The organism is Rhodopirellula sp. UBA1907 (assembly GCF_002337565.1).
GTDB lineage: Bacteria > Planctomycetota > Planctomycetia > Pirellulales > Pirellulaceae > Rhodopirellula > Rhodopirellula europaea.
Genome location: NZ_DDGH01000030.1, coordinates 33455 through 54761 on the forward strand (window position 1 = coordinate 33455; position 21307 = coordinate 54761).

Annotated in this window: 9 protein-coding genes and 1 tRNA gene; 5 read left to right on the forward strand and 5 right to left on the reverse strand. The window is 55.0% G+C overall.

All coding sequences use genetic code 11. The features are described from left to right. From B2R17_RS06440 to B2R17_RS06450, 3 genes are all read left to right on the forward strand, one after another. A partial coding sequence (locus tag B2R17_RS06440; RefSeq protein ID WP_286763327.1) for an Ig-like domain-containing protein occupies positions 1–1808 on the forward strand: 1808 nt, incomplete at its 5' end. Beyond that, a complete protein-coding gene (locus B2R17_RS06445; protein ID WP_286763328.1) occupies positions 1805–4786 on the forward strand; it encodes an ATP-binding protein in 2982 nt (993 codons plus the stop codon). The genes B2R17_RS06440 and B2R17_RS06445, both read left to right, overlap by 4 nt. A 237-nt stretch (positions 4787–5023) precedes the next feature. Continuing rightward, positions 5024–6289 carry an HD domain-containing phosphohydrolase gene (locus B2R17_RS06450; RefSeq protein WP_008665945.1) on the forward strand — a complete coding sequence of 422 codons (1266 nt, stop codon included), beginning with the start codon at positions 5024–5026 and terminating at the stop codon, positions 6287–6289. Between the two features lie 216 nt (positions 6290–6505). Here the strand turns inward: B2R17_RS06450 and B2R17_RS06455 are convergent, their stop codons facing one another. After that, positions 6506–7462 carry a class I SAM-dependent methyltransferase gene (locus B2R17_RS06455; RefSeq protein ID WP_037250791.1) on the reverse strand — a complete coding sequence of 319 codons (957 nt, stop codon included), beginning with the start codon at positions 7460–7462 and terminating at the stop codon, positions 6506–6508. A 379-nt stretch (positions 7463–7841) separates the two neighbouring features. On the opposite strand from B2R17_RS06455, the gene B2R17_RS06460 reads away from it, so the two are divergent. Further along, a tRNA-Val gene (locus B2R17_RS06460) sits at positions 7842–7915 on the forward strand. A 119-nt stretch (positions 7916–8034) separates the two neighbouring features. Next, positions 8035–9273: a tyrosine-type recombinase/integrase gene (locus B2R17_RS06465; protein ID WP_007335295.1), complete on the forward strand. Its 1239-nt coding sequence runs from the start codon at positions 8035–8037 to the stop codon at positions 9271–9273. 700 nt (positions 9274–9973) lie between these two features. Here B2R17_RS06465 and B2R17_RS06470 read toward each other — a convergent pair. The 4 genes from B2R17_RS06470 to B2R17_RS06485 form a co-directional block, all read right to left on the reverse strand. After that, positions 9974–12274 carry an endo-1,4-beta-xylanase gene (locus tag B2R17_RS06470; protein ID WP_236615631.1) on the reverse strand — a complete coding sequence of 767 codons (2301 nt, stop codon included), beginning with the start codon at positions 12272–12274 and terminating at the stop codon, positions 9974–9976. A 54-nt stretch (positions 12275–12328) separates the two neighbouring features. Then, a complete protein-coding gene (locus B2R17_RS06475) occupies positions 12329–15583 on the reverse strand; it encodes an alpha/beta hydrolase-fold protein (RefSeq protein WP_286763329.1) in 3255 nt (1084 codons plus the stop codon). Positions 15584–15663: 80 nt separating this feature from the next. Continuing rightward, positions 15664–17025 (reverse strand): DUF3237 domain-containing protein, encoded by a 1362-nt coding sequence (locus tag B2R17_RS06480; protein WP_236615630.1) that lies wholly within the window; start codon positions 17023–17025, stop codon positions 15664–15666. Between the two features lie 55 nt (positions 17026–17080). Then, positions 17081–20980 carry a PVC-type heme-binding CxxCH protein gene (locus B2R17_RS06485; RefSeq protein WP_422662593.1) on the reverse strand — a complete coding sequence of 1300 codons (3900 nt, stop codon included), beginning with the start codon at positions 20978–20980 and terminating at the stop codon, positions 17081–17083. Positions 20981–21307: the final 327 nt, after the last annotated feature.

A 21307-nucleotide genomic window follows, 5' to 3' on the forward strand; every position in this document is an offset into this window, starting at 1 on the left:
ATGGCACGGAACTTTGGTTGGTCGACAACGCAGCGTTGGATTTCGATAGCAATTCGACGTTGGACGTGACGGTGGAGGTCTACGACGCGAGTTTGTCCGCGAGTGCTCTGGACAGCGTCGCTCATTCGATGTCCGTGACGGATGTGAACTCGTCGCCAACGGTGAGCCTGAGTCCATCAGGGACGTCGCTTTCAGAAGACACGGCAACGGGTTCGCGAATCAAGATGGCGGATATTATCGTGACGGACGACGCTACGGGAACGAACAATCTGTCTTTGTCAGGCGACGACGCGGCCTTGTTTGAGATTGACGGAACCGAGTTGTTCTGGCGTGGTGATACGCCTTTGGACTTCGAGACCGCATCGACTCTCACTGTAACGGTGAACGTGGATGATTCGACCATCGGTGGTGGAATCGATTCCTCAACCAATTTCACGCTGACCGTCACCGATGTCAACGAAGCACCCAGTTTCACCGTCGTTACTCCGCTCACAGTTATTGCGGAAGACGAGGATCTCTCGGGCGGATTGAAGGTTGCTGATTTGGATATCACCGACGACGCACTTGGTGCCGAAACTTTTTCATTGAGTGGCGATGACGCCGCATTGTTCGAAGTGGTCGGCACCGAATTGCGGTTGCGAGCTGGAATCACCCTCGATGCAATCACGAATCCTAACTTGGACGTGACCATTGATTTGGATGATGCGAGTCTCGGTGGAGGTTCCGAGGACACCGAATCGTTGCAGATCCAAGTCACCACGACGAACACACCGCCGACGCTCAGTGATTGGCAAGACAACTCGCTGGCGGGACAAACGGTCACCGTGCCCGCTTCCGTTTTTAACGGGCTATCCGACGATGTGGATGGGCAAGTCCTCACGGCTCATTTGAGTGCCGGACCGCTGGTTGGGGTCTTGGATCTGCAAGCCGACGGCAGCTTCACATTCACACCGCCGCCAGGATTCATTGGTTCCATTTCATTCGAATGGACCGCGTTTGACGGACGACAACACAGTGCGGCGGCGACGGTGACGCTGACGTTCTTGCCCGTGCCAGTCGTGCCGACCCCGCCTGCACCGACCCCACCGGAGGACACGTCTGGTTCCAATTCGGACGCATCGGATGGTGACTCCAACGACTCCAACAACGATTCCGACAACGGCGATAATTCGGAAGACAGTTCCAGCGATTCGGAGTCGGAATCCACAAACGAAAGCGACTCGGCAGAAGTCGCCGTTGGCATGCCCAACGCCGCCACAACCAATCCCGATGGAACCGCACAACAGTCGGGGCAATCCGGTGGTGCTGAAGAAACATCGACGGAACTCGAACGGATGAATGCGAGTGTCAACGAAGCGAGACTGGCGCAAGAGGCCGCCGAACGTGAAATGCAAACCGAAAGAAACCAGCTTGGTCTGACACAATCGGGCGGTCGAGTCCAGCGTTTGGATCTCGACTTCGATTTCGGATCCGACGGCGTCGCGATGACATCCATCGACTATGCCTTGATGAGCCAACCCGGCGAGATGTGGGACCAACTTGACAACTACCAACAAAAGGTCAATTCCCAAATCAAAGGTGACTTGATTGTCGTCGGTACCGCCGGTGCCGCGGCATCCAGTGTGACCGTCGGCGTTGTCGCATGGGCGTTGCGCAGCGGATTGTTGTTGTCTGGATTGATTGCCCATATGCCAGCTTGGAGCGCGGTCGACCCGTTGTTGATCATGCAAGGATTCTCTGGAACCGGTGACGGAGAAACACTCGAAGAACTCATGGACCGCCACGATAAAGCGATGACAGACGAATGATTAGTCTCTATCAGCGTATCCCGATTCGCATTCGGATTTCACTTGGATTGGTTGGTCTGATGGCCGGCAGTTTGCTGGTCGCCAGCGCTGCTGGATTCTTCCCCAACGAACAGGAAGAAATCCTTCACGGACGTGCGCGCTTGTGCGAAACGCTGGCAATCAGCGGAACCGCAATGGCCAGTCACGGTCAGGTCGACTCTTTACGAGTCACCATGGAATCGATCGTTCACCGAGATCCTCAAATTTTGTCGATCGGTTTGGTCTCGAGCGAAGGCAAATTGCTCGTTTCCGCGGGAGAGCACGCTGAGTTTTGGGACGAGAGTCTCGAGGATGATGTCAATCAAATGAAAGTCCCCGTGTTTCGATACGGAAAACAATGGGGCGAAATGCAGTTCGCTTTTGCATCAACCGGGGGTTTGTTCGGTCTGAACTATTGGGCTCCCGCTTGGTTGTTGATCGTCCTGATTCCCGCTTGTTTGATTCAGTTTTCATTCTTCTTGAAGAAGACGCTGGAGAGTTTGGATCCCTCCGGAGCCGTCCCGACGCACGTCGAGAACGCGCTGGATACCATCACGGTCGGATTGGTTCTGCTGAACTCGAAAGGCCGCATTCTGTTTACCAACCGTCGTCTGAACCAATTGCTGTCTCAAGAATCAGCGGATTTGATGGGAAAGAAGATCGACGATTTGGAATGGCAAATGATCGCCGACACCGGTGCTGTTCTGCCATGGGAAGAAGCGAAACAGAACGACGATTCGGTCATGGATCGAATTCTGCAATTCGACAACAACGGCCGCATGCTGACCTTCAGCGTCAACTGCACGCCCATCGCTGGCCAAGGGTACCTGGTCACATTCGAAGACATCACGCTGATCGAAGAGAACAAAGTCGCTCTCGCGAAAGCTCGTGACGCCGCCGAAAACGCTAACGCGGCCAAGAGTGATTTCCTGGCCAACATGAGCCACGAAATCCGAACGCCACTCAATGCGGTTCTCGGTTTCACCGATGTGCTGCGACGCGGATTGGTGTCCAGCGGTGACGAAGCCGTTGACCATCTCAACATGATTCACCGATCCGGTGCTCACCTGTTGGAACTGATCAACGACATCCTGGATTTGTCCAAGATCGAATCGGGGCACCTGCAGACTGAGACGATTGATACCAGCCTGGACGACATCGTCACGGATGTGGCCAACACATTGAAAGTCAAAGCCGACGAGCAAAACTTGGCGTTGAAAGTCGACTTCCGGACCGCGATCCCTAGAACGATTCAGTCCGACCCGACCCGATTGCGGCAGGTCATCACGAACCTGGTCGGCAATGCGATCAAGTTCACCGAGAGCGGATCCGTGTCGATTGTCACGTCACTATTGAAGACGCCATCCAACTCGCTGGAAGGCTATGATCCGATCGTTCGAGTCGACATCATCGACACCGGAATCGGGATGACGCCGGACCAGCAAGCCAAAATCTTTGACTCGTTTGTGCAGGCCGACAGTTCGACCACTCGTAAGTTTGGTGGAACGGGACTTGGGCTTTCGATCAGTCGTCGTCTCGCCGAGGCGATGGGTGGATCCCTGACGGTGCACAGCGAAGTTGGGATCGGCAGTACCTTCCGCGTGGAACTTCCGACCAGCATCGCGAGCCTGCAAGACATGGTCAGTCCCGAAGAGCTGGCTCGCTTGGCACAAGAGAAATCAGCCGGTGCGGTGAATTCGGAACTGCTGCGACTGCCTGCGAAACGAGTGTTGGTCGTCGACGACGGCGAAGCCAACCGCCGCCTCATCGAGTTGGTGCTCAAACGCGCCGGAGCGACCGTGATGAGTGCCGAAAACGGTCAAGAAGCCCTGGACATGATCGCCGAAGGAAACGATTCAGGCTATCCATACGAGTTGGTGCTGATGGACATGCAGATGCCGGTCTTGGACGGATACTCCGCGACTCGATTGCTGCGTGAGCGAGAAGACACGACTCCTGTCATTGCATTGACCGGTAACGCCATGCGTGGTGACCGTGAGAAGTGCATGGATGCTGGTTGCGATGACTTCCTCACCAAACCCGTCAACTTGGATGAGTTGCTTGAGATGGTCTCGCAATACTTGGGAGAAGTCGATCCAGGCACGTTGCGCAATGCAAACGCTATTGCAAATGAAGCTCCCTCCTCGGCGACTTCCAGCAGTGCAGGCGTTCTGCCAACAATGCAGTCGCCAGTTCTCGAGGCATCCACGCCCTTGTCGCCATCTGATTCACCAACCCCGGCTTCGAATAGCTTGCCATCTTCCGCCATCGTGCCAACGTTACCGATGGACGACGAAGACTTCCGAGCGATCGCGGGCGACTTCGTGACACGATTGCACGCCAGATTGGATGGAATCGAACAAGCGATTCAGGAATCCAAGTTTGACTTCGTGCACGGCGAAGCTCACTGGCTCAAAGGTGCCGGCGGAACCGTCGGATTGGATGTCTTCACCGAACCAGCACGAACATTGGAACAAGCCGCAAAGGATGAATCGACCGACATTGCTCAATCGATCCTCAACGAAATTCGCGATTTGCATGGTCGAGTGGCAATCCCGGGTATGGATCTGTCGCAGGAATCGAGCCCATCCGAATCGCTCAGTCCCGCTTTCGCGTCGGTCGATCCAGCGACCATCATCAATCCAATCCATTGTGCCTTGCCACTGGATGACCCGGACTTCCACGCCATTGTCTCGGACTTCATCGGTCGACTCGACAAACGTTTGGTAGACATGCGAGACGAGCTTCGCGATCAACGCTTTGATGCTCTGGAACTCAGCGCTCACTGGTTGAAGGGAGCCGGCGGCACGGTTGGCTATGGCGACCTGACCCAACCATCACGTGATTTGATTGACGCCGCACTGGCAAACAATCCGACAGACTGCGAAACCTATCTGTCGCAAATTGAATCGGTTCGTGCACGCATGATCCTTCCTGAACCATTGCCACAACCGGTTTGAGTCCACCTGACAAAGTTGGATTTGAGAAACGGAATACGAAGATCATCGGAAGACGGTATTGGCTCGCGAGCTTTTCTCAATCGTTGCGACCGACACAATCGTTCGGGTCGTTCGGGGGGCAAAAAGCAATCGCCATCAAATCCTGCTGGTGCGCGTTGCGCATCGTACCGTGAGGCATGTTTTTGAAACGTCCTCGACACTGCTCTTTTTGAAACCGCTCCCTTCGGACCACACTCGATGAACGCTTCCAATACCTCCACTGATACGGCCGTCTTCAGCGCGCCCGTTGTTCCTGGAAGTCATGGTGTTCTTCCACAAGGGAACTCAGCCAAACCCGTCGCCGCTTTGCCCGGCAAGATCATGATCGTGGACGATGAAATCGCCAACGTTTTGGTCGTCAAGAAATACTTAGAACGAGCCGGCTATCGCGATTTCGAAACGACTACCGATTCCACCTCCGCGTTTCGAATCCTCGAAACCAGCATGCCAGATGTTCTGCTGCTGGACATCAATATGCCCAACGTCGATGGCATTCAAGTGTTGGAGCGAGTCCGACAAGACCCGCGTTTCAAGCACTTGCCCGTCTTGATTCTGACCGCCAACACGGATGAACGGATCAAATTGGTTTGCTTGGAATTGGGCGCGACTGACTTTTTGCTCAAGCCCGTCGACCCGATGGATTTGACTCCGCGAGTTCGCAACTCACTGCAAAGCAAAAGCTTTCAAGATCGACTGCAGCATCACGCGGCGGAGCTCGAACTCAAAGTCGAACAACGCACGCGAGAACTGGAAGCATCCCGCCGCGAAGTCATTTACTGTTTGGCTCGTGCCGCCGAAATGCGAGACAACGACACCGGGAACCACGTCATCCGAGTCGGCCGTTTCGCAGGGATCATCGCCGCTGGGATGGGATTGCCGGATTGGTTTGTTCGTGACATCGAAATGGCCGCCCAGTTGCACGACGTAGGCAAGATCGCCATTCCCGATGCCATTTTGTTGAAACCTGGCAAGCTCGAACCAGAAGAGTTCGACGTGATCCAAAACCATGTTAAGTTTGGACACCAAATCATCCAGCCACACACCAGCACCGACGCTCGCCGAATGCGTACGCACGTGGAACTCGGTGCCGACATGCTCAGCAACGGCAGTGCATTGATGCGACTAGCCGCCAGCATCGCACAAACCCACCACGAAAAGTTTGATGGCTCGGGTTACCCGCTTGGATTGGCCGGCAGCGACATTCCTCTTGAAGGCCGAATCACCGCCGTCGCTGATGTGTTCGACGCCCTGTCCGCAGAGCGACCCTACAAGAAAGCCATGCCTCGCGAGAAGTGTTTCTCGATTCTCGAAGAAGGCCGCGGATCACACTTCGACCCCGATGTCTTGGACGCGTTTTTCGATTGCACCAAAGAAATTGTTCGCGTGCAGTTGGACTACATGGATCACTGCGAACCCACACCAGCCCCCGCGGCCCCAAGCGAACCCAACGAACAAGCATCCTAACCAACCCGCACCTCCGCCAACCTGCAACTCCGCCAACCTGTCGCTCGGCGGTCCCCCGCCGAGATCGCGTGCACCCCAGGATCCCCAACCTGTAATCGACAGTCCCCCGCCGAGACCACGCACACCGCAAACCCGCAGCGTCAGCAAGGCCACACCACCACAATCAATTGCCATTTTGCATAGATCACTTTGCAATTTGCAATTTCTCCGTCTCAGCTAACCTTCATTCCAAACACGCACAAAGAACCCCGCGTCAAGCTTCCGACCCGACTCGTCCGGCAACCGCAGTCGTCCCGTTTCAAACCGAAGCTTTCCTGATGGCCGAGTCCTCTTAGGGATCGCACCCGCCAAGTAGTCCTGAACATCGTTTTGGTTGACGTCTGGCGAATGCCCCGTGATCAACAATCGAAACGCATCCGGTTGCAGCAACCGCAAGCAATCATCGATCAACGGCCACACATCGCGAGCCAAACGCCAGGCCTTCCCGCTAGGGCCGTGCCCGTAAGCCGGCGGGTCCATCACAATCGTGTGGTATCGATTTTCGCGACGCACTTCTCTAGCCGCGAACTTGGCCGCATCATCGACCAAGAACCGGATTGGTGGATCATCCCATCCGTTTGACTTCGCTGCCTCGCGAGCCGATTGCACATTCGGTTTCGCCGCGTCGACATGAGCGACCGCAAACCCAGCCGACACCATCGCCATGGTCGACGCACCGGTGTACGCGAACAAGTTAAGAGCTTTGGCACGATCCACAACCGAGTCATTCGCGTTGGGCGGCGAGAGCAGAGAGCCATCCGGCAAGGCATGCGTCCGCAGCCAATCCCAATTGGCCTGTTGTTCCGGGAAGACACCGATGTGCCCATATGGAGTCGGCGCGACCGGCATTCGGAAACCGCCACATTCGACGTAGCGTCCCGGTTTCCACTTCACTCGATGATTCCATCGTCTTTCACTTTCGTCGAAACGGCTGGCCGCCACCTTCCACCGTGCACGTTGCTTCGCAGCCAAACCCTCCGCCGCCGGCGAAGGCCGATCAATCAGCCGCCCTGCGACCAATTCCAATTTTCGCCCGCCACCAAAGTCAACCAGCTCATACCGATCGTCTGTGCGGCCATCGGGCATACGAGAAGGACGTGATTCAGTCGAGCGAGAGGGATCCGAAAAATTCATGGCGAGCAGTGTATCTCCAACCCGCCACCTCGTGTCCCCCACGAAACAAGACCGAAAAAACGGCGTCAGCCAAAATCGAGCGTGCCAACATCCAAGCAATTTTCAAACCCGCCGCCTGCCCCATCTCCATCGCCCCAACCCACCATTTTTGCAATTCGCATTTGTCAATTTGCACTTTGCAATTCCAAAAAACTCCCCCCCCTGCTCCAGCAGCACCCAACCCAACTGTCTCCCCAGCTCTCCACCACCCGCCACGCCAGCCAGGTTCCCTCCAACCGCCGATCGAGTCTTGTCACACCGCGGCGCGGAAGTTAATCTTTCCGCCACGAAGCCCCTGATTCCGCGGCGAGTCCCACTCGCCGCGGCGGAAGAACCCTTCGGGCGATTAGCTCAGTTGGTTAGAGCGCTGCTTTCACACGGCAGAGGCCACAGATTCGAATTCTGTATCGCCCATTTCGGCAGCTTGCCGAATACCTCGTAAATCACAGATCGAAACGCCGCTCAGGCGTTACCAGCTCAGTCAGGCTGCGCGACTCACTTTCAGCATTTACGGTACAGCGTACCGCAAACGATTGGAACTGAATCGCATGCCAAGACAAAAAGCAAAGCTCCCCAAGTACCACTACCACGTCTCAGGCCAAGCCCGAGTCTATCTCGATGGACGGTACTTCTACCTCGGCACCTACGACTCGCCCGAGAGTCACGCCCGGTACTTCGCCCTCTGCAAGGAGTACCAAAAAGACGGCTGCAAGATGCCCGAGGACAGCTCGACCCATCCGAGCGAGGACGCAACCATCACGGTGAGCTGCGTCACCGCAGACTACCTCGAGTTTGCGAAGGTGAAATACGCCAAGTCGCCAGGGGATTACTCAAAACATGAAAGCCTCTGCGACCTTATGGATTACGAATACGGAGACCTGCCGGCGGTCGAATTCGGGCCGAGACGGCTCTCCGAAATACGTGACTTGCTCGTGGCCACCAAGAACCGCCGTGGCCGGCACAACACACGCCACTACATCAACCAGCAAGTTCAGATCATCGTGCAAGTTTTCAAACGTGCCGTCGCGAGAGAACTGGTTCCAGTCGAAGTCTGGACGGCACTGAAAGCGCTGGACTCGCTGCGAGAAGGCGAGACGGTGGCAAATGAATCCACCGACCGAGAACCGGTGGGGATTGAGGCTGTACGGCAGACCGCCGAGCACCTTTCACCAGTCCTCAAGACCATGGTGCGGATCCAGGCGGCAACCGGCATGCGCCCCAGCGAAGTGCTCCGGATGCGTCCAATCGACATCGACAAACGAACGGACGGTGTGTGGGTCTACCGTCCGAATGAACACAAAACGAAACGGCACGGCAAGAAGAAACAGGTGCCAATCGTCGGTGACGCCCAAGTGGCTCTCGCCCCCTACCTGAATCGGGAGCCAACGGAATATTGTTTCAAGCCGGAGGAATCCGCTCGTTGGTATCAAGAACAAAAATCCGCCAAGCGAAAAACACCAGCCAACCAAGGCGATCGCCCCGGTTACAACAAACGCACCCGTGCGGGTGAATCGAAACCGCGTGAGTACTCCCCGAAGTTCGACAAGGACTCCTATCGCCGAGCAATTGTCCGTGCAGCCAAGAAGGCCGGGGCGGAACACTGGACGCCGTATCAGCTTCGGCACACCGCCGCGACTGTGATCCGGGAAGCACTCGGGATCGAAGGAGCCCAAGCTCTGCTCGGACACTCCAAGAGGCAGATGACCGAGCACTACGCGAAAGAGTCTCTCGACAAGGCGATCGAAGCCGCCAAAGCTGGCCCAAAGATCTAGAGCCTTTGGGATGAGGATCCAAAGTCGGCAGCGAGTGCCGACTTCTGGTCCAAGGAAGAACGGCATGCCGTGTAGGGGCGACGAGCGACACCGCAGCGTCACTTGATGGTATCGAGGACAAGGTGAGCGGAGGAATCTTACGCACGGATGTCCATCGCGAACACGCGTACCCGACGCACCTATCGCCGGCGTTTCGTCGCCTTAGCGATAGCGGTAGAGAGTTTCGACTTGCCAGTAGAAGCCGATACTCTTGGCGACTTCGCTACATCAGATCGTTGCGCCGCGTGAGTCACGCTACCACAAAACTCGTTTGAGAGAGGACCGCACAGCGACTTGCTGGTTACCTCCTAATGGCGTATCGACCCGGAATTTAAGGCGTTCCAAACACCCTGAAGACGGCCGGGATGACACGACTTGAACGCGCGGACTCTGCACCCCCCATGGTTCTCCACTGGGACACTTTCAAAGCCTAACTTCGATCTGGGATTTCCCGCACCTCAGCATAAATACCGAGGATGTGACTTGATCCCTTCTCCTGATACAGGGGCAGTGGGAAAGCCAGGGCTTCATCTGGCCGGGCGTGCCAGGCCAGATGAATCGAAATCTTTGGGGGCCAGGCTGCCCAAAGCGATGGGCGGTCAATGCTCGCTCTAGTTAGCTCGTTAAGAACTGTCGCTCAAATACACGGCGGCAAAAACATTCAACGACTTATGTTTTTAGAGTCGATGGTCCAATCCGGATCGCGTCTCAACTGGCTATCGTCACCGACAAACATTTTGGCGCCTGATTGCTCGCCTTTGAGATGCCAGTCGAGCCAAGCGATTGCCACGGGAGAATACTTCCCGCCGTGTGGTCGCCGGTAAGTTCCTCCGTGTCCGACGTCTAGGTTTGTCATCACGATTGGCACATGATCCACTCGTGAGAAATCGTCCATCGCATTTTTGTAAGCGATGTCCGACGGTCCGCCCATAATATACAGGACGGGACCGTGAAACTTCCCGAGGTCATCCTTGGTCAGATTCGGCATTGCGGCCATCGGCGATTGAGTTTGCAACACGCCACTGTTGCAAACCACTGTGGTGGTGATTCTGGGATCACCTGAAATTTCGATGGCTTGTAGTCCTCCACAGGACATCCCCATCGCAGCAACTTTGGTCGTATCAATTTTCTCGAAGTAGATGCTTCTCTCGGTTGCATCCTGCGCGATGATCCAGTCCAAGGCAGCAAGCAACTGGGACGAACTCGTCCGTTGGCGAGACGCCTCACCTCGCTGCTGCAACTGATCGAGTGGTCCAATGCCGAGAACGATGTATCCGTGCGATGCGATCTCATTGAGAAAGTTCTTGTGTTCCTCCGTTGTGTTCGCACACGCGCCATTTCCCCATAGGAGGATTGGTAGCTGTTGTTCGCTTCCAAACGCAGTGAGATCGTCCGGGCGGTAGATCGTGATGCCGGCAAGCGTTTTCGATTCCGTGGCAATCGCGGAATAGGGTCCTCGCCCACCGTCTTCAATCTTTACATTGTTGGATTGGTCGGGTGTGTTTTCATCGCCCTTTCCGTCAGCCAACGCAATGATGCTGGCGTAGGCTGGTTTGGGGTTGTTGTTTCCGTCGAACAGCAAAGGGTGTTGTCCCCATCTCCAAGTGCGACGATCGTTCAGTCCCCAGAATGTAACGCGTTCGATGACATCTTCATGTTTCTTGAAGATGGAAAACAGCTTGGCATAGTCTTCGGCCTGTACGTTCAGATCTTCAAGGGAGGGCGGTGAACTGCTTCGGAACCGGCGTCTTCCGAACTGTCCTCCGGACTCACCGCGGATGGTGACATCGAGCTCCGTGATACTGACCTTCAGTCCCAGCGATGCGTAGTCGGTAATCGCTTTTTCGATGGCCTCGAACGGAACTCGCCCGCTCCGCCAATGGCCTTGAATGCCCACGGCATCGATTGGGGCGCCGTCGGCAAGAAGTCGCCTCAGAAGCACCATCGAGCTTTCATGTTTGGGCCCTGATTCAATGTTGTAGTCGTTGTAGTAAAGCACGGCGTCCGGATCCGCTTGGCGAGCGAACTTGAATGCCAACGTGAGAAACTCCGGACCGAGTGTTTGTAGCCAATTCGAGTCGCGAAGGTTTTCGGTTTTCGCCGTTTCCGCGTCACCACCATCGTTGATCGCTTCATTGACAACGTCCCAGCTTTGCAGTCTTCCTCTGTAACGTCCTGCCAACGTATCAATATGTTCTTTCATTCGACGCTTGACGGTCTCGGGATCGCGTCCCTCGAAGAACCAATTAGGCGTCTGTGCGTGCCAAACCAGTGTGTGGCCGTTAATCGTCATATCGTTCTTTTCGGCCCACTGCACCAAAGCATCAGTCTGCTCGAAATTCCAACGATCTTCGCCCGGATGAACTCGCTCGGGCTTCATGCAGTTCTCGGGAGTCACCGCCGCAAAATGCTCCGCTGCCAATTTAAGCTCTTCTTCGGAATAGCGAGAGGGAAGGTCACCCGCCATTCCAACTAAGAACGAATCCATGAAGGCGTCTTTGATCAGGCGATCGATTTTGACGTCGACCACCGGCGCGGGATCTTCTTTCGGTGGGGGCTTCGGAAGGTTGCGGGTTGCAACTGCATCCTGGCCACCCCTTTGCCCAAACGACCGAGTGATCGTGAGCTCATCTCCTTTGAGCTTGCCGGTGTATTCAATACGAACTTCTCGCTCGCCGAATTGGCGAACCTCCGCGAATTCGATGGAATCGTTGTCGACCTTCACATCGACAAACACAACTTTTCGCTCTTCGTCTCGATCGTCCACTTCCGCTTTCAATGTCGCATCGCCAGCGGTATCAATCACAAGGTGAAAGTGGTAAGTCTGCAATCCGAACGGTGATTCGAATTGACAATGCCAGGTGCCCGTCAAGTCTTCCGAACTTTGCTTTGGCTCTTGGGCCAGGGCAAACGTGGCGGTCAGGGCCAAGCAACAAAAGCAAGCGAGCGTTTTGGAAGCCATGCGAAGAGATCCGTGCAGGTATTGTGTGAGGAAGGAATCGATCGGAGACATGGTTTATTTGGCGTTGGCGGTTTCTCGGGCCAACAGCGAAAGCATCGCCGCGGCATACCGCTCGCCGAATCCGCGAGACCCTTCCGGGTTGAAGTGAAGCTTGTCGTCGGTAGGCAAACCTGCCGACGAGATCACCTGAGCAACCGAGATTGCTTCGGGCAACTTAGCAATAATTGCGTTGTGACTTGCACATCGCCCGCCTTGGTCAGCATGCACCATTTCTCCTGCAAGAAGAGGCACCGCGTTTGGATCTAAATCCAGGTCGGTTATCAAGTCATCGTAGACGGACTTGACCTTTTGAGGCCACTCTTTGTCACCGGTATTGGATTCGCCCTGGTGCAGAAGGATTCCTCTGATGACCCCATGCTTCTGCCCCTCCTTGGCCATGCCGACAAGGTATTGATAGGGATTGCCGTCGTAGCCTTTGACGATGTTCTTGAGCCAATCGCGTTCGCCGTCAACGTACGACTGAAACGATTCCTTCTGATACAGTTCGATCTTGCAACCTGGCACGCAGACCTTGATGATTCCGACGCGGGCGTCTTCCGGAAGGGAATTGACCATAGCTTTTCCGAATGAATCGACCATGCAAATACCTCGACCACGAGCGGCCAGCGGCGGCACGGCGTGGTACCAGTTGCGCTTCTGCCAGCCTCTTTGTTCGTTGTCAAAGTCGGCCATGACCAGCAGACGTTCGGGAACGTCGCGATCGGCATCGTTCATTCGCCCGCTACTATCCATGTTGGACTGGCCAAAGCAAAGGTAAATGTGAAAGTTTGGATCCACCGAGTCATCCATGGCGACAGCCTCTTGGCGTTGACCATCGCTCGGGCGTTGCATCGATTCCCGTGCGTTGTCAGACATCAAGTCGTCGACGGACTGGGAACGCTTGGCGGTGGCCTCTTCGGTCGCGAAATCACCAACCTTTCGCAAGAACATGATCGCGTCACCGTCGATCTTCCCCTCGTATTTGATGCGGATTTCGTTGCCACCAAAGTTCAGGTTTTCGACGAAGGAGACGGTGTCGCCGTTCAGTTCCACCTGCTCAAAGGTGACATCTCGTGAACGACCACCGACTTCGGCTTTTGCCGTCGCGGACAGTTCGCCGCCATCCTTGCCGAAGGTCATCACGTAGCTTTGAACACCAATCTGAGTATCGAAGTCAACTTTCCAGACGCCCGATAATTTGTCTTTTGGCTGGAACAACAGCGGTGCAAATTCCTTCAAGCTGCGTCGCCAAGTCTGCCATTCGTGGGCAGTCTCAGGGGACAAGTAGTAATATGCGTCGATCCCCATTTCCTTCAATTGCTCAACAGTTGCAGCGGGATTGCCACCGCGGCGTGTTCGTCCGCCCCCAACTTCCTTGCTTCCGTAGCTGACGAATACGAGGTCGACTTTGTCCTTGAAACCATCGGTGTTTTCGACGTCCTCTCTTCCAATCGTTGCCCCGCTGAAGAGTCCGATGTGAGAGAACTTGTCAAGGTTGCGGAGCGTGATGGATTTGGTCTCCATGCTACCCATCGACAAACCCGCCATGGCACGGTTTGGTTGATCGGTCAGCGTGCGAAAATTGCCATCGACGTACGGAACCAGCTCATCCACGAGAACCGTTTCGAAATCCTTGATGTCAAAATTGCGAAGCCCACCCATGCGAACCTCGTTCGTCATTCCGTAGGTCATCACAATGATGAACGGCTTCGATTTCCCTTCCGCGATCAGATTGTCCATGATCAGTCCGGCGTGACCTTGGACGCTCCATCCATATTCGTTCTCCCCCCAACCATGCTGCAGATACAGCACGGGATAACGTTGGTCTTGATCGTCATTGTAGCCCGGTGGTGTGTACACGAAGGCGCGGCGTTCCGCATCCGTGCTCTCTGAATGGAAATAGATCTCACGAACTTGACCGTGGGGAACGTTCTTCAACGCATAAAATTCACGATCGTGCGCGGGGATCTCAATCCCGCTCCCCCAACGCATCGCACCGAAGTAGTACTTGCTATTCGGATCCGGTACGTGAGCACCATCAATGATCAGCTCGTAGTAGTGAAAACCTTCGTCGAGAGGACGTGAATAGCCGATCCACGCCCCTTCTTCGTCTTTGACAAATTCAGTGCTGTCACGGAATGTTGTCGCCACGCTTTTCGCTTCCGGCGCCACGACTCGAAACTTGATTCGGCCCTGGGAGTTGACTTGTGGATACTCTTTGCCGGCTTGATTGGTCGGTGCCGGCTGGAAGTCGTCTTTGATTCCTTCAGGGACATCGGGGTTGCTGTCCGCAGTGCCATTGTCCGATGGCTGCTCCTCTGATTTCTTCGCTGATGCTTCGTTCACCGTTGAACCGCCAGACTCGTCCTGAAACAGCATTTGCGCGAAGTGATACAAATTGTTTCGCCAGTGAGTTGGATCGTGTCCGTAAGAGTCGACGTTCCAGACGTGTGGGATCTCGTTCTCTTTAAGGTACCGCTGCAATCGCTGACTGATTCGGATCAACCCATCTTTGTTTCCGCAGGACAGGTAGAGCAATTCGAGTTGCTTTTTTGCTTTCTCGGCATCGGGAATGAGTTCATCGGGGGCTTTCGTGTTTGGAGCTGACGAAAAGCCTCCTACCCAAGCGAACGTGTCCAGGTGCGTGAGGCCAAAGTTCAGCGATTGACCGCCACCCATCGACAGACCCGCGAGAGCGCGATGCTGTCGATCCGCATTCACGGAGTAGCGTGATTCGATCGCGGGAATTACGTCGTCAAGCAGATCGTTCTCGAACACGGCAAACGCGGGCGCGCTAGCCATGATGTTTCCTTCTGCCCGGTCGTTCTTTTGTGCCCGTCCATTTGGCATGACCACGATCATCGGGACCGCCTTCCCATCGGCGATCAAATTGTCTAGCAGCAGATTGGGAGACGCGAAGCGTTGCCATTCGGTCTCATCCCCACCGATCCCGTGCAAGAGATACAGCACCGGATACTTCTTCTCTTCTGAGTAACCAGGCGGCGTGTAGATATTCATTTTCCGAGTCGTGCCAACCGTCTTTGACTCGTACTCGATCATTTCGAGTTTGCCGTGCGGAACATTTTCACGTTTGTCGGCGATGTCGCCCGGCGGGTCCGGATGCGTTTGCTTGTCGTCGGGACCGAGTTCGACTGGACCGCCAAAACCTCCGCGTTGACGGCGAGGTCGCTCGGAATTTGTGTCGTCTTGTGCTGAAACTTGCACTGCCTGAAGCAGGCAAAACGCAAACAATGCCACGATTCGTTTCATGATTTCAACCTTGCTATCACGTGTTTGGAGAAGAGGAGAAGAACAGTCGAAAAGTACATGCCTCTAGCCGATCGGTATGGCTAAGGTGATTCCTGAGAGCGAACGCGAAAGACTCGCAATCGAATTGAGAACTCGCGTTTCCAGTCAACGTCCAAGGTGCCTACGAAGGTCGACTGATTGAGCCAATCGTATTGCCCCCGGGGGGCAATGAATCGAGGCGTGGTAAAACGCAATCCTGTTGGAGGTGCACCGACACCTAAATTGGAGACTCGAATGAGCACTCCGTCTTCCGTGCGAAGAAAGTAGGTTGCATCTGCTTCAGTCGCACCATCACTGCGGGAGAGATTCCAGTCGACGCCACCAGGAACCACTTCGCCCTGGATGTCTGGACCGTGAAAGGTCCCACCGACAATCGGAATGACCAGCCGTTTCCCGTCGTCGACCTGACCGAAATCGAGTGCTTCGCCAACCTTGATGTTGGCGGTGTAAACAAATTCAAGTTCAGGGTATTCAACGGGTTGAGGGAAGTCGAAGGCTGCCGATATCTCTTCCGCGTCGACGTTGGGCAGGCCCGATCGGGAATAATTCGCTGCTGTCCGCCATGCGATTTCTTGAAGCGTTCGGGTCAACGATTCATCCCATTGCGGCCGATTGACTTGCTCAAGCTTTTGTGTGGACGGCAGACCGAGGGGACTTTGTTGGTACAAAACCGCAAAGTGCAGATAAGTGTTCAAAGCTTCCAGGGGAGCCGAGGGATGAGCCGGGTCGACAAAGAGCTCGTCTTGATCCTCCAACCCTGGCATTTCCTTTCTGTAGATCCGTGAGCGCAGTTCAGAGGCCGCTTGAGAAGCCGGAATGAGAAAGACAATGTCTTGACCATCACCATATTTCTCATTCAACGAATCGATCTGAGTTTCACCCGCGTGGATGTTACGAGCGTTCATCAGAGAGAGTTGCTCAGGCGTCTTATCGCGATCGGGAACTTCCCAGGCCCCATTCGGAAAATCCTGATTGTCGATGTCTCCGCCTCCCCAAGAAAGCTGGACAAGGAATCGCATCTCTGGATTGTGCTTCAATCCCAGCTTGATGAAATTTTCGATCCCCTCGTCAGGGAATTGGATGGGCGACATCACGAAGACGTCGACATCGCCCTGCCTGAGAGCTTCCTTTGCCAGATTTTCGTCATCCGGTAGCTGCCAATGCTGCAACGTCCGTGATGCACCGATCTTTTGCAAACCAACCAGCTGATGGTCATCGATTCCCTGGGCCGATGCCAATTCTGTCAACTGATCCGGCACGTACCACATCAGGCTGTGTGACGCGTAAAAAACTCTTTCGCCTTTCACTCCAGTGTCACCCGCAACTTCAGCCAGAGCTTGAGAACTCAGGCTGAAAAGCACGCACGGAAGAAACGCAAAAAGAAAGGTGGAGAGTTTGAGCATCAAGTCGTCCTCACAATTTTGATTCAGTTGCCGGGATCGAAAGTCAGCCATCGGATTAGTGACCGCCGCCGGCAAACTCGACTGTGACGGCGAAGACAAGGGGGATCGAAAAATCACCTCCCTTGAGAAACTCGATCTTGGTGAGTTCCTTGTCGGCGTCGGCAGGGACTTTCAGGTAACGCACTTGCTTGCCGTTTGCTTCAATCGCCAGCGTCGATTCGGGCACGTCCTCACCGGCTTGATAAGTCACGATGTGCTTGCCGTTGACCAACTCGAAGTCACTTGTCGTGCTATCGCTGTAGTGCAGCCGAACGATCATGCTGGTCGTTTCATCCTTGAATCGCGGGTAAGCTGCCCAGGCAACACCGCCAAGTAAGTGAATGGCCTGCACTTTCCCAGAGCAATCAATGTTGACTGACTCCGGCAGCGTGCTCGGTCGCCGTGGGGAAGATGATTGCAAACCAATGATGTTGGCGATTCGATCTCCCTGCGGGTCGATCAACTCGAAGGGGATACTTTCAACTTCAACTCGACCGTAAGAATCAAGCTCAAGCTTGTCTCCAGAACGACCGCGGAAGCCGGGAAGCCCTTTGTTGCTGTTGATGGTTGCCACGCTCGAGATACTCAGCGGTGCGTGCTCGTCTCGTTTTGCCAGGAAGGACAACAAGTCAGCCATTTCGGCTTTGCTCATTGAACTTTCGAAACCCTCTGGCATCAGTGACTTCGGCGATGAGGACAATTGTTCGATGTCTTCACGCAGGACCAGTTTTTCTTTTCCCTGCGTGTCGATGATACGCAATGAATTGGCCGACTCACCTGCCAGCATTCCCGACAGAACGTTTCCGTCGACCGTCAAGATTTGGTAGGTGCGGAAGTTGTTCTCAACGCTGCGTGACGGATCAAGCACGTTGATCAGGATCTCTTCCTTTGGGTGGACTGACATCCCGGTCAAATTGGGACCGATCTCATTCCCCGTCTCGCCGTGGATGTGACATGCGGCGCAGTGCTTCTTAAACATTGCGATGCCGTTGGTGACATCGCCTTCTTGTTTGGTCACCGGCATCCACTGATCAACGAGCGTTTGTCGATTGGAAGTGACCATCGCTCCGCGTGACTCCATCAGCGTTTCCGCTCGCGCGGCGATAGCCGCCGTTGGATGGTTGAGCAGAGCCTGACGTTGATCCAATTGCAAATCGTTGAATTGCACTTGGCCTTCGGCAATCGCATCGAGCAAGTCTTCGGTACTTTCCGTGCGTGAAAGAAGCAGAGTAAGAATTTGGCTTCCCAGCTTTGGCCCCAGGGATGTACGCGATTCCAAGAGGGTTTCAGACAAACCATCGACGCGAGCGGCCTGAAGGGAGCGAAGTGCCTCAACACCGGTCTCGGGAGGAAGCTGTGGGGTGAAGAATTCCTCGACGGCGTCCAGGATTTTTGAACTGTTCGGTGCAAGCCGAATTGACTGCTCCCACGCGTTCAGTCGCGTTTCGGCTTCCGCGTCAGCATCCATCGCAGTCGTTAACAATTCATCCTGGATCTCGCCGACAATCTCGTTCAGGTTCTCGACCGTCCATTGATCGGCAACGGCAAGGATGGCGGCCTTACTCTCAACGGACGTGTTTTCCGCGAGGAACCGATCGCGAATCAGCTTCTGCGAATCCTCCGGCAGGCTGATCGTCAAATCTCTCGGCCACCCATTCGCGAGACCTTCCCATACGGTTACCGCCAATGGTGAATTTGGATCGATCTGAAGTAGTCGACCGATTTCTTCCGCAGTCGGGCGCCCCCGTGCGATGTGTTCTGCCAACACCGAGACGCGCTGGCTGATCGCGTCAGTCATTGCTGGATCCATTTTCGTCATTGCGACGATGGCCGAAGTTGGATCCGTAGAAGCGGCCGAAGTCCAGGCATCCAGCAAGACACCATCGGTTTGAATCGAGGGCAGCAATGCTGCCAGTCCGTCTCCGTCAATCGCATTCTTCGCATTCCCCTCAGCGACACGCAGCAACAGAGTCAGTCGGACCTTTGGGTCAACGTCGTTCTGCAAACCGGCTTCGATTGCTTGGGGGAGCTGGTCTTCGTGGCAGAATCCAACGGCCGCGTTGCGTACCGGGCTCGAAATGTGTGCGAAACCGGATTGGCATGCTGCAGCAAGCGTTTCTGCTGCGGCCGAACTGCCTGATTCCGATAAACCGGCGAGCGCCCAAATCGCATGCATCGCGGCGGGGTTCAGACCGATTTCGTCGACCTCCGATTGCTTGACCAACGCTGCCAGCGCATTCAAGACAGGTTCATCCGTTGCCTCGCGCTCGACGAGTAGACGCTGAGCTGCACGACGCCAGAAGAAGTTATCGCTCTTCAACGCCTCGACGAGCGCCTCGTTGCTGGCCTCGGCTAGCTGCATCGTTCGCGACGGCGACAACGCAGCCGATTCCTTGTTGAGCAGTCGATAAACGCGTGCGAATCGCTTGTCGCGAAGGTCACTCTCGTACGCAGCCCCCTTTCCAGTCTGGAACCCATTCGGGGTCGGGTTGTGTTGCACGATGTAGTTGTACCAATCAAGCACCCAAACATTTCCATCAGGACCAACTTCGGACATGATTGGAGCAGACCAATCGTCGATGCTTGCGACGGTATTGAACGCGTTGCGGCTTCGGTAACCGGCCCCGTCTTTTTCAAGCACGAAGGAACCGACCAGGTGCCCCGTCGGACCGCAAACCATTTGAATGCGGTTCCACCAAGTCTGCGGATAATTGCGTGCGGTGTAGATTGCCGAACCGCAAGCGGCGGTGTAGCCACCGTGGTAGTCGACTTGACGGATTTCATCATCAATGGGGTTGAACTTGAACGACTCCGAAATTGGCCCCAACGTTTCCGGTGACCAACCTGCGACTTGGTCGTAGTAGCGATTGGGAATGGGCATGTGAACGCTGGGGCATCCATTGGCGGTTGAACCAAACACGTAGCCCTCTTCGCTGAAACCAAGGCCCCAGGTGTTGTTGTTCGTGCCCCGGACGAATTCGAGTGCGTCAACGCGGATCGTATGTTCATCAAACTCATCGGTTGCAATCTCGGCGACCGCATTCGAGGCGGCATCGATCGCAAGCGCAGGAGCGGTTTGGTCGGAAGCCCCCGCTCGCACTTTGAATCGCCAAAAGCCCTGGCGGAATCGTTGTTGCGGCTCGCCATTGATGATGGGCTGAGAGTTGTTGTAGCCCTGCATTCCCCAGATCCAGTTGTCGGGACCATATTGGAAATTGCTTACGCCACCGTGAGTGTCACCCATCGCCCAACCGGTGATTAGCGACTGGCGGAAGTCAGCTTTGCCGTCGCCGTTGATGTCCTTGAGATAGATGGTTGTTTGGCCGTCCTGAACAATCACTCCGCCTCGATAGCAAACCAATGTGGAAGGGATGCTCAAATCATCCGCGAACACGGTGAACTTGTCCGCCTGACCGTCACTGTCGGTGTCTTCGCAGATCTTGATCCGGTCACGCCCAACGGCCGGCTTCTCATTCAGTTCGTTCGGATAATCCACTGTCTCGCAGATCCAAAGACGACCGTTTTCGTCCCAGGTCATCGCGATCGGTTTTCCGTCCAAACCGGCTGCTCGTTCATTAACGATCTCTCGGTTGGGCCAATTCTCATTGGACTCTTTTGCCCAAACAGAAAGCGTCATTCCCTGCGGTTTGGCGTACGCATTGATCGACACTTCAGCCTGCAGCGGATCCTGCATCAACGAGAATGGCTCAGCTTGGGTTCCCCACTGAGCCCCGGGCGTGTAGTTGGGGATCTTTGCGCCAACGTCTGTCGCTGAAAACGTTTGATCATCCAGAGAAGGTGGGTCCATCTCTGGAGTCGTGAACGGTCGGTTCTCGTCTGCATCAACTCTCGGACATAACAAAATGCAAAGGATTGAAAAACACAGGTGAATCGAACGTAGAAACTTGATTTTCATCTGACAGACCAAGAGGAAATGAACGCCATAAGTTTCCAGCGACGGCCGGGGTTGCCATAGCGGAGCCGTAGAGCTTTTCCGCTCTGAAAACTACACTTGATCGCTGAAGGAAGAACCGCATCCAAGAAAACCATGGGCGAAGAACCGGCCACAGTGACTTCCGGACGGCTGGCTAGCCCCCGTTGATGATATACTGCGTGCACGCAGTTTATCGGGCAAAGCCTTTTAACTTCGCTTTTTTGGATGCAATCTTTCAAATTTCACCCCAGACCCATGGGCAAGAGCGTCACCCACCGTCGGCGGCTTGGCGTTTTCGATCGCCTAGAA